At 62.5% G+C, this 10,833-nt stretch carries 12 protein-coding genes; 8 read left to right on the forward strand and 4 right to left on the reverse strand.

Going from position 1 to position 10,833, the window contains the following annotated elements; translation table 11 throughout:
* A partial coding sequence (locus M9890_14035) for a hypothetical protein (GenBank protein ID MCO5178073.1) occupies nucleotides 1–458 on the forward strand: 458 nt, incomplete at its 5' end.
* A gap of 280 nt (nucleotides 459–738) precedes the next feature.
* Here M9890_14035 and M9890_14040 read toward each other — a convergent pair.
* Nucleotides 739–939: a hypothetical protein gene (locus M9890_14040; protein MCO5178074.1), complete on the reverse strand. Its 201-nt coding sequence runs from the start codon at nucleotides 937–939 to the stop codon at nucleotides 739–741.
* A gap of 588 nt (nucleotides 940–1,527) precedes the next feature.
* On the opposite strand from M9890_14040, the gene M9890_14045 reads away from it, so the two are divergent.
* The 4 genes from M9890_14045 to M9890_14060 all read left to right on the forward strand — a co-directional run bounded on the left by M9890_14045 (nucleotide 1,528) and on the right by M9890_14060 (nucleotide 3,835).
* Nucleotides 1,528–1,965: a ClbS/DfsB family four-helix bundle protein gene (locus M9890_14045; protein MCO5178075.1), complete on the forward strand. Its 438-nt coding sequence runs from the start codon at nucleotides 1,528–1,530 to the stop codon at nucleotides 1,963–1,965.
* Between the two features lie 56 nt (nucleotides 1,966–2,021).
* Complete coding sequence (locus M9890_14050) at nucleotides 2,022–2,657, forward strand: ABATE domain-containing protein (GenBank protein MCO5178076.1); 636 nt, start codon at nucleotides 2,022–2,024, stop codon at nucleotides 2,655–2,657.
* Between the two features lie 126 nt (nucleotides 2,658–2,783).
* The gene (locus M9890_14055; GenBank protein ID MCO5178077.1) at nucleotides 2,784–3,200 is read left to right on the forward strand and encodes a response regulator; all 417 of its coding nucleotides are present in this window, start codon (nucleotides 2,784–2,786) and stop codon (nucleotides 3,198–3,200) included.
* Entirely contained in the window at nucleotides 3,197–3,835 is a 639-nt protein-coding gene (locus tag M9890_14060) for a class I SAM-dependent methyltransferase (GenBank protein MCO5178078.1), read from the forward strand. Before M9890_14055 ends, M9890_14060 begins: the two co-directional genes overlap by 4 nt.
* On the opposite strand, the gene M9890_14065 is transcribed toward M9890_14060, so the two are convergent.
* The 3 genes from M9890_14065 to M9890_14075 form a co-directional block, all read right to left on the reverse strand.
* Entirely contained in the window at nucleotides 3,836–4,852 is a 1,017-nt protein-coding gene (locus M9890_14065) for a GerMN domain-containing protein (protein ID MCO5178079.1), read from the reverse strand. It abuts the gene before it with no gap.
* 183 nt (nucleotides 4,853–5,035) lie between these two features.
* On the reverse strand, nucleotides 5,036–5,293 hold the full coding sequence (locus M9890_14070; GenBank protein ID MCO5178080.1) for a GlsB/YeaQ/YmgE family stress response membrane protein: 258 nt from the start codon (nucleotides 5,291–5,293) through the stop codon (nucleotides 5,036–5,038).
* 130 nt (nucleotides 5,294–5,423) lie between these two features.
* Complete coding sequence (locus tag M9890_14075; protein ID MCO5178081.1) at nucleotides 5,424–7,820, reverse strand: MMPL family transporter; 2,397 nt, start codon at nucleotides 7,818–7,820, stop codon at nucleotides 5,424–5,426.
* 216 nt (nucleotides 7,821–8,036) lie between these two features.
* Between M9890_14075 and M9890_14080 the strand changes: the two genes are divergently transcribed.
* The 3 genes from M9890_14080 to M9890_14090 all read left to right on the forward strand — a co-directional run bounded on the left by M9890_14080 (nucleotide 8,037) and on the right by M9890_14090 (nucleotide 10,481).
* Nucleotides 8,037–8,573, forward strand: a complete 537-nt coding sequence (locus tag M9890_14080) for a TetR/AcrR family transcriptional regulator (GenBank protein MCO5178082.1) — start codon at nucleotides 8,037–8,039, stop codon at nucleotides 8,571–8,573.
* A 21-nt stretch (nucleotides 8,574–8,594) separates the two neighbouring features.
* Complete coding sequence (locus tag M9890_14085) at nucleotides 8,595–9,341, forward strand: class I SAM-dependent methyltransferase (protein MCO5178083.1); 747 nt, start codon at nucleotides 8,595–8,597, stop codon at nucleotides 9,339–9,341.
* 231 nt (nucleotides 9,342–9,572) lie between these two features.
* On the forward strand, nucleotides 9,573–10,481 hold the full coding sequence (locus tag M9890_14090) for an isocitrate lyase/phosphoenolpyruvate mutase family protein (GenBank protein MCO5178084.1): 909 nt from the start codon (nucleotides 9,573–9,575) through the stop codon (nucleotides 10,479–10,481).
* Nucleotides 10,482–10,833: the final 352 nt, after the last annotated feature.

Below are 10,833 nucleotides of genomic sequence, written 5' to 3' on the forward strand. Positions count from 1 at the left end.
AAGAGCAGGAGTATGCCGACACGGTCATCAAAGGCTTCCCGGATGGCATCCGTGAGACGGTGGCCAAAGCGCGGCACATGCCGAGCATCGTGCTGGAGGCACCGCTGGTCGGCGATGTCATCGACCCAACCGACGAGGGCGAGGTCGGTGCCGGCTCGACCGATGTTGGTGACGTCAGCTGGATCACCCCGACCGTCCAGGTGCATACCACCTGCTGGCCGTTCGGCATTCCGGGCCACAGCTGGGGCATCACATCCACCGGCGCGATGTCGATCGGGCATAAGGGCATGATCCAGGCGGCCAAGGCGATGGCGATCACCGCCGCCGAGCTGTACACGAACCCGGACGAGCTGGCCAAGGCGCAAGCCGAGTTCAAGGAACGCCTCGATGGTCGCACCTACGTGACGCCGATCCCGGAAGGCGTGATGCCGCCAGCTCCGCAGAAGCCGCGGGCGTAGGCGGACTGACAACTGAGCGTGATGAGGCGGGCCGGCACAGATGTGTCGGCCCGCTTCACGTTTGTTCAGTGAGTCTTCACCGCAGCGCTGCCGGACTTCCCATTCAGGAACCCGGAGTGACCAAAAGATCATTGTCGACGACGACCTCCCGGCGGACAGAACGGGAGATCATCAGCAGGCAAAGGACAGCGAACGGCAGCAGCGCCAGGCTCTGGTAGACCGCGACGTCGTCGTTGCTGGCAATCAGCGCAGAAACGTATCAGGATTGACACAACAATAATCAGGCGACGTTACTGCGAATGGTCGATCGCGTCCGCCGGATCACCAGCAGGGTCAGCCGGCGCTGGATCTGCAGCACGAAGCTGCCCGGCCCATTGTGCGGGCGATGCTTGACGGGCAACAGCGCGCCAAAGCGGTCTGCTGCGTCCATTTGGGCGGCATGGTTCAGCAGGCGAATGTCGAGATCAGATGGATTGATCACGGGATGGCTCCTTTCTGCCGCCGCCACATCGTGTGGTGGTATGCAGACAGTAGGAGCCAGCTACGCGGCGCACATCCGCCGACGTACGGAAATCCGTGTCGCGGTTCGAGGGTACGACGTACGTAGTGTTACTGGCCCACCACGTCTCATCGCATGAACAGGAAGAACGAACCGGCGGTCGATCCCTCCGTAGGGACAGCCGGTTCGCTCGTTGGCGCGTGATCGTTCGGCACCGGCATGGAATGCGCCACAGGCATTGGTGCAGGAATCCGTCGAGGCAGCCCGGTTCGGATCGCCCATCTGGTCATGGAGCGTGCGGGCGGTGGGAGCTATCTTCTTCTTCATCGCCGTCTCGGCGACGATCATCAGATCGGCCTGGCGCAGAGATCAATTCGATGCCAGAACAGATAAGGCCGCACTGTAGCCACCAGAGGCTGGAGCGACGCGCGGTCGTTTATGTCATGTGCGCGAATGACGACGGCAGCCGATGTGCTCGGCTGACCTGACCTTCCGGCCAGTATCGAGCACGCCTATAACCTGCTATAAGCATCTATAGAGGTTATGGTTCGCACACTGGAAGAGGGATCTGTGGCACAGACGAGTGCAAGCGACGCTGTTTCTTCGAGCTGGCAAGCACTGATGGATGCGCTGGATGGGATACCGGAAGAGCGCATGGGCGAACGCGGCGCGGCCGGCGACTGGTCGGTCAAGGATCTGCTCGGGCATATCGCCTATTGGGAGAGTCGGGCCGTCGCGCACCTGAACAGCCAGGTGAGCAATGAGCCTCAGCAGGATGTCTACGGCGATGTCGACTTTGAAGCGATCAATCAGGAGCAGCACGCGCTGCGGGAGAGCCAGGCGCTGAGTGACGCTCGCGCGGAGATGGTGCAGACGCACGAACAACTCGTCGCGCTGCTCGCCCGGCTGCCTGACGTGTCGCTGGAGGACATCGAGGGCAACACGTTCGGCCACTACGCCGAGCACACGCAGGACATCCTGGCCTGGCGCGAGCGGTCCGGTATCTAAGACAATGTTGCCGGGCGGCTGGCCGTGGCTGCCCGGCAGCGAACAGGATGTCATCAATGGCGGATGAGGGTTCGGCAACAACGCAGCAGTTTGCGTTCATCGGTGGGGCGTTATGCCTCGATTTCTCCAACACGGCGGACTGGCACGCCAGCGCGACGCCGACCGAGATGCTGCCGGACTATGACGCTCTTCTCGTCTGGGCCGTTGAAGCCGGCATCCTCAGCGCAGACGACACGACCCGCCTTCGCGTGCGCGCTGTGGCCGAGCCGGAAGAGGCGGCGGCGGTCATGCGCCGGGCAGTTGCGCTGCGCGAGGTGATCTATCGGTTGTTCTCTCGGATTGCTGCTGGGAACGAGGTCGTCCCTGCCGACCTGGCGACATTGAATGACCAGCTTGCGATCACCCTCCCCTTCCGCATGCTGACACACGAGGCTAATGGGTTCACCTGGAGCTGGCGGAGCGCAGGACTCGACGCGCCACTCATGCTGATTACCGCCTCAGCCGCCGATCTGCTAACCTCCCCGACGCTCGATCGGGTTCGCGAATGCGATGGGCACCCGTGCGGCTGGCTGTTCATCGACACCAGCCGCAATCGCAGCCGCCGCTGGTGCAGTATGGAATCCTGCGGCAACCGCGCCAAGGCACGTCGGCACTATCAACGCTCGCGCGGAGCCGCTACCGAGGGCATCTGAACGACGCGATCTGTGGTGTGACATTGCGGAACAGTTCTGAATCCGCTATATAGAAAATCATTATCCAGTGTGACGGGATCTCCCCGAAGGCTCCGAACACGTTGACCGGCCGAAGGCAGGCACCCAATGGCTGAACCCTCTCTGGTTGTGGTCGTTGATGACGATCAGACACTGGCCGGCCTGATCACTGAAGTGCTGGAGTACGCCGGATTCGATAGTCTTGTGTTTGATGACCCCGAAATTGCGGTGGGCCAGATCTCCGGTATCCGTCCCGCCGTCGTGTTGCTCGATGTCTGCATCAGTTGGCGTGAGCGCGGCTGGGATGCGATCGTGCAGCTCTGCGACAACCCGCTGACGTCCAGCATCCCGCTCGTCGTCTGCACGGCGGACGACGGCTTTCTGCGTGAGCACGCCGCCGATCTCGTCGACCGGGGCATCCCCTGTCTCCCCAAGCCGTTCGAGATCGACAATCTCATCGATGTCGTCGCCGGTGCTGCGCATTGGAAATCCGGCGACTCCGCCCTCTGCGAGCGCACGCTGTGACCGAGCCTGTTGACGTTGTGCGCCGGGGCTACGACCGCATTGCCGAGGAGTATCTGCGCTCGCGCGGGGCTGATGACCCGGACATCCGGCTTGTCCGGGAGCTCATTGCGCAGATCGATCCGGGTAGCCGCGTGCTGGACGCCGGCTGCGGGGCCGGCTGGCCGATCTCAGCGATGCTGGCCGAATCCTTCGTCGTCAGCGGCATCGATCTCTCGGCCGGACAACTGCGGCTGGCGACCATGAACGTGCCGGATGCAGGCTTCGCGGCTGCCGATCTGCGGGCGCTCCCGTTCATCGACGCGACCTTCGCCGGCATTGTCTCGGCCTATGCGCTCATCCACGTGCCACGGCAGGACCACAGCACCGTGCTGGCCGAGATGCGGCGCGTTCTCCAGCCCGGCGGGTTGCTGCTGCTGACGATGGGTGCGTCCGATCTGCACGACGACATCGACGACGACTACCTGGGAACCGGCGTCGCGATGTACTGGAGCCATTTCGGGCGCGACGAGAACCTGCGGCTGGTTGAACGCGCCGGTCTGGAGATCTTGCGCGAGGAGCTGATCGTCGAGAACGAGGGCTTCGGCGGCGGCGCGCATCTGTTTGTGCTAGCGCGCCGCCCCGAAGAGGATGGCTGACTATTCGGCGACAATCACCGGAATCTCAACGACGTTGATCGGTGAGCCGTCCTTCGCCGAGTACTCGAACACGACCACCGTGGCCGGTCCGGGCGTTATGTCGAACGGGACTGAGATATCGAACGTACCCCGCGTGCCGGTGCCCGATGTTGCCGTCGCGAACTGATCGACCACGAGCGTTCCATCGGCGGCGAGGATCTGAATCTGGAACGTTGCCTCGAACGTGTTGGCCGTTCCGGCGAGCCGCACCGGGCTGGTGATGCGATCACCGATCGCGACCGTGTCAACGAAGATCGCCGGGGTCAGGTCCTCGAAATCGGCTCGCGCGACCGGATGATCGAGGATGATCCCCTCGCCACCGAAGACGTCGACCGGCTGGCCGTCGAGTGAAAACACCACCGACTCAATCGTCGAGAACTGCGTGAGCGTGTAGGTCACCTGCGCGAGGCGGGCTGCCATCGAGAGGCTGCCGCCGCCTGATTCAAACTCGCCGGACAGATCGACCGTCGCGATGTTGTCGTCGCTGATCGTGACGCCGAGCAGGCGGGTGCCATCAGGCACTGAGGTCGACATGCCTGCTGCCTGTTCTTCGGCGGATGGGCCGGTCAGCAGCTCCTGCATCGCGGCACCGGCAACCTGCAGCGTGTGCGGCACCGTCCGGTGAGCCAGTGCGATCTTCTCATCACGGATGAAATAGATCGACAGGGTCAGCATATCTGCCGATCCGGCGACAGTCGCCGTCGGCTCAGTCGGCGGGAGCGTCGCTTCAGCAGCCGGGGTTGTGCTGGTCGGCTCCGCGGGTGCCTCCGTGGCAGGCTCCTCGGTTGGCTCCTCGGTTGGTTCGTCTATCGGTTCCTCGGTAGCGGCCGCAGCGGTTGTGCTGGTGGCAATGGGAGATGTCGCTGTCGCTTCATCGCCATCCGAGCCGCAGGCAGCCAGCAGGCCACCGAGCAGCAGGATCACGCCACATACCATCAGTACACGCCAACGCGACGTACTCCGTCGCTGGTCGCTCATCGTCTGTTTCTCCGTCCGTTTCGTTCGATGCCAATCGCGACTGCGTCCCGGCGCTGGTCGCTTGTTGGCTCTGTGACACAACAACGACGATCGCGATCGATCGTCACGTCCGACAGCATGTCAACACAACGGCTCCCGAGAATATCCCGGGAGCCGTTGCGGATGGTCGGTTAGTGAGCCGAACTATGCTCGTCCGCGTATTGCTCCCCAGATGAACAGCACGATGATTGAGCCGAGAATCGCAACCAGCAAGGTGCCGATGCTGAACGACGACATGTAATCGCCACCTCTGATCAGGCCCCAGACGAATCCACCGACCAGCGCGCCGACGATGCCGACAACGATATTGCCGAGCCAGCCCTGGCTGTCATTGCGACCCATAATCATGCTGGCGATCCAGCCAGCCAACGCGCCAATGATGATCCAACCAATGATGCTCATGCGTACCCTCCTGAGATGACGCCACTGAAGACCTTCCAGCGGTTGGTTCGACGGTGATACCCCACGAGATCATGTTATATCAGCCGCGATCCCACGATCGGGTAAAAGCAACTCGCATGCCAAAAGCCGCTCAGTCGACACCTGACACCATCGCGGAAGGCTGGCGTTGCTCTGCCTGTTCCGTTGCCCGCATCCGCTTGCGGTCCGGCCACCAGTTCCACTTGCCCAGCAGCTCAACGATCGAGGGCACCAGCAGCGAGCGCGTCACGAACGTGTCCAGCAAGACGCCGACCGCGACCGCGAATCCGAGCTGAAACAGATCACGCAACGGCAGGGTCATCAGTGCCGCAAATGTGCCGGCCAGGATGATCCCGGCCGAGGTGATGACGCCGCCCGTCCGCTCCAGCGCGTGCTCAGTCGCTTGACCCAGGGGCATCCGCTCCGACTCCTCACGGATGCGCGACATCAGGTAGATGCTGTAGTCGACGCCGAGCGCGTTGACGAAGACGAACAGGTAGAACGGCACCGTCGAGCCGATGCTGTCGTGCCCGAAAACGTAGCGGAAGATGAGCAGCGACAAGCCCAGTGTCGCGAAATAGGTCAGCAGGATCGTCGCGCCGAGGTAAAGCGGCGCGATGAGCGAGCGCAGCAGCAGCCCGAGCACGAGCATGATTGCCAGCAGGATGACCGGCAGCACGAGCCACTCGTCGTGCGTCGTCGCCGAGCGCGTGTCGGCGTTCTGCGCCGTTTCCCCGCCGACCAGCACGCTCGTCCCGGCTGGGCCGGCGCCGTCGGCTGCGCCTTTTGCCGCCTCACGAATGGTCGGGATGAGGTCCATCGCGTTGGAACCGTATGGGTTCTCGTCGAGCACGACCTCGATCCGGGCGATCGACAGATCGGTAGAGAGGAACTGCAACGCGCTCGTATACAGGCCGATCGCCTGCGCCTCGGGCGACGACGTATCAACACCGGCGGGCGGGCCGGTCTGGCCGGAGCCGCGCGATTGCTCAATCTGCGCGCGCACTTCAGCTGGAACCTGCTCGTGGGCGGCGAGAATGGCGTCGGCATCGGGACCACTACCCAGGCCGAGCGGCGCGTTCGGGCCGCTCACCCGTACGACATGCTCGACGCCGGACAGCGCCTCGCTCACAGCCTGCACGGTCGCCATGCCGTCCGGGTCGAAGGCGGACGCACCCGCAGGCAGGCGCAGGTAGACATCGATTGGCGCGAGATCACCGGCCGGGAAGCTCGCCCGCAGCAGGTTGAACCCTTCGACCGACTCCACATTCGACGGCAGGCTCTCCAGCCGATCGTAGCTCGGCTCGTACTGCAGGAGACCGATCGACAACAGCAGCATCGCGACGATCGTTCCACCGAGAATCGCTCCCGGACGGCGAAGAACCGTCTGCCCGATCCGCGACCAGATGCGGCTGACGTGCTCGGTCTCCGCGTCCGACGTGTATTCGGGCCGGAACGGCCAGAAGCCGTTGCGCCCGATGATCGTCAGCAGCGCAGGGGTGAGGGTGATCGACGCCAGCATCATCGTCGCGATGGCGATGGCGACGACCGGACCGAGCGAGCGGAACGAGCCAAAGGTCGCCAGCAGCAACAACAGCGCGGCGAGCATCAGCGTTGCACCAGCCGAGAGGATCGCCTCGCTGACACCCCGCATGGCCGCTCGCATCGCCAGATGCTTGTCGGCGTTGCGTCGCAGCTCCTCGCGATAGCGCGACGCGATGAACAGGTAGTAATCGGTACCGGCCCCGAAGAGGATGACCGTCATGATGCCGCTGGTCTGACCATCGACCGGCACATCCACCGCCCGCAGGATCAGCGCAGCGATGGCCCCGGCCAGCTGGAAGACGATACCGACGATCAACAGCGGTACGACCGCCACCACTGGCGAACGGTAGATCAGGATCAGCAGGACCAGCACGAGCGAAGCAGTCACCAGAATCAGGAACAGGTCGACGTTGGAGAAGACGGCCACGAGATCGGCGATCAGTCCAGCCGGACCACTCACCTTCACCTGCACCTCACCATCGGCCACCGCGGCGACATCACGTAAGGCATCGATCCGCTCACCGAACGCGTCGTCCGTTGGCGAGCCGGTGATCGGCACGACCATCATCATCGTCGTGTTGTCCCGAGATACGAGCTGATCGCGGGTCTGCGGCAGGTTGAAGATCGACACAACGCCGGCAACATTCGACTCCGGCTCGGACGCCATCGCAGTTATCGCCTCATAGACAGACTCGATGTTCTGCATCGCTGCGTCGGTCAGGCCATCGGGAGCGTGGAAGACGATGATCGCCGGTGTCGTCGACTGCGGGTAAGCATCCCGCACCATCTCGGCCGCGCGTGTGGACTCTGCGTCCGCCGGCAGGAACCGCAACCGATCGTTGGTCGAGATGTCTGACAGCATTGGCGACATCGAGATGATCGCACCAGCTACGACGATCCAGATCAGCAGGACAACCCACTTCCCGCGCCGCGAGCTGGCATAGTCGGTTACCGCACCGAGCATCAACCCACCTTCCAGTGATGTTTCGTTATGTCGCCTTCATTCAGTGAGAAGTAAAGCCTCTGTGAGACTTCATCAAAGTTTCCCGACGCCGCGTCGCAATGTCAAGAACGGGAATGCCGCTGCTATACTCCGCCCATGCCACGGATCAGCGAACGAACAATCGCCGAACATCGTCGTCGAACCAACTCTGCGCTGCTCGATGCGTGGGGCGTGCTCATGAGCGAGCGCGGCTACGCTGACATCACTCTGACACTCGTTGCGGAACGCGCCGGCGTCGCACGGAACACGGTCTATGGCTACTATCCTGACAAGGAAGCTCTGCTCCTCGCCTACCTTGATCGTGAGGTCGCCGGAGTGATGGATCGCGCGACCTCAGCAATACAGACAGTGCGGTCGGCAGCCGACCGCCTGCGCGTCCTGATCGAACTCCAAACCGAATATTTCGCCTCAACGGCGGCAGCCGGGCAGGATCTTGCTGGTGTGCTGAACCCGCAAAGCTTCGGACAGATCAGCGCAGCATTCACACCACTGCTGCGCCTGTTTACCCAGATTATTCAGGACGGTCGCGACGACGGCGAATTCCGCGAGGTCGACGTTCATAGCACGGCCAGGCTGGTCTTCGGATTGCTCGGAACGTATCGAGTCGCGCTCGCCGAAGGCACGGTGACTGCGACACAGGTCAGCGACACTATGCTGGATCTGCTTCTCCACGGCATCGCACGCCAGCCAGCAGCACCATCGACCAACAACTAACCTCTCACGACAGGAGCCACGATGACCAGCGACAACGCCCAGACTCTACCTGCCTGGCAGGAAGACGATTCCGAAGTATTCATCGACCTCGGACGGATCATGATTCCGCGCCGGGATGAAATCGAGCAGACGATCATGTCGCTGATCCCAGCCGATCCAGACGACGCATTCACATTCGTCGATGTTGCAGCGGGCGCGGGCTGGCTGAGCAAGGCGATCCTCGACCGCTTTCCCCGATCGCACGCACTCCTGCTCGACGGCAGCGCGGCCATGCTCGCCGAAGCGCAGACCGTACTGGCTGAACACACCGGTCGCTTCGACCTCAAGCTCTTCCAATTGCTGGATCTCAGCTGGATTGATGACTTGCCGTCGCGCTTGCGAGCGGTCGTCTCCAGCCTGGCAATCCATCACCTCGATGACGGCGGCAAGCGCGATATGTTTGAGCGCCTCGCTCCAGCGCTAGAATCCGGTGGCGCACTCCTGATCGCCGATCTCGTGCAGCCCGCCGGAGAATACGGCCTGCGCCACGCAGCTCGCACCTGGGATGCCGAAGTACGCCGCCAGTCGCAAGAGATCAGCGGCTCGCTGGACGCGTGGAACCTGTTCGACGGCGACGACTGGAACATCTTCGATCACCCAGACCCGATGGACACGCCCTCAACGCTCGCAGATCAGCTCGACTGGCTGCGCGAAGCAGGCTACGTCGGGGTAGACGTCTTCTGGGCGCTGGCCGGTCACGCGGTGTATGGCGCTTACCTCCCGGCATAGGCATGTACCGCCATGCTATCGACCTTTTTGATAAGTGCCGACCTATCTATCAATCTTTTTGTTCCCAAGATCCATTCAAGCGCAGTGCTTGAAGAGCCGGCTGATGACTCCTGAAAGAAGCGGTTCTCAGGTTGTTACCAACCTCGAAGCGTTGCACTGGCATTCTCTCCGCGCTAACACTGACACTCGCAACTCAACGTGACAGACCAGCGATCATCAACCGGTACGCGCATGTGCGCGAGGATCTCCGTCGCCAACCTGACGATCCTGCCGTTGTTGACGACGAACGGGCCGGGGAATACAGTGGCAACGGCTGGCTATAACGACCGCCAGCACGACAGGATGGACAGCACGATGATCTCTATTGACCAGCTCGCAGCAAAGACTGAGGCATTTCGCGCTATGCATAACGGCCCAGAAATGCTGGTTATGCCTAACGCATGGGATGCTGCGAGCGCACAGCACATTGAAGCGGCCGGCTTCCCGGCAATCGCGACAACCAGTGGCGGAGTAGCGGCGTCTCTCGGCTACGCAGATCACGAGGCGGCCCCGGTTGAGGAAATGCTCACGGCATCAGCGCGCATTGCTCGCGCCGTCTCAGTGCCGGTCACCGTCGATTTCGAGGCTGGCTATCAGCTGCCGCCAACCGAAATCGCGCGACGGCTGATTGATGCTGGCGTAGTCGGCATGAATCTCGAAGAATCGGACCACCACGGCGCGCTGGGCCTGACGCCGCCAGAGGTGCAGGCCGAGCTGATTGCAGGCGTAAAGTCTGCAGCGCGCGACTACGGCATTGATCTGGTGCTGAACGCGCGAATTGATGTATTTATCCGCTCCGAAGGAACGCTCGCGAGCCAATTGGAAGACTGCCTACGGCGCGCGCGGATCTATCACGAAGCGGGGGCGGACTGCATCTACCCGATTGGCCTCAGTGATCCGGGCGCGATTCAAGCTCTGGTTGAGGCGGTTGAAGTCGTGAACGTCACTGTTCGGCGGGGTGGACCGCTTTCGCTGGCCACGGCAGCCGAATGCGGTGCGCGACGCGTCACCTATGCTACGAGCGTTTTCCGCGAGGTGATGGCCGCTCTCGACACGATCGCTGCCGACATCCATGCGACGCTACCCGTAGCCGCGAATTGATCCGGACATCACGACACGAGCAGGCGAGTGTTCCACGTGGAACAGTGATAAGCGAGCCGCGCAGATCTTAGCAGACCGGCAGTTGACTGCTCCCGACATAGGCAGGCTCAGTCGAATGTCAGCGGCAAAGTGTCCAATCGTTCGGGCCGAGGTGCAGCGCTCTAACAAGCTGACCGACCGTACGCTCTCCGTACGGACAGGACCCGGCCTGTCCTCGCCGTGAGGCGACCCTCCGGCGTCGGCTGATGATAGCTCGGAATGAGCCACAATTCCCGTGGCCCCGAAATGTAGGGGCGTATCGCATACGCCCGTTTGGTCCCATGACAGGTTCCGTCCGGCAGTGACTGTGTTC

It is taken from the genome of Thermomicrobiales bacterium (assembly GCA_023954495.1).
Classification (GTDB): domain Bacteria; phylum Chloroflexota; class Chloroflexia; order Thermomicrobiales; family CFX8; genus JAMLIA01.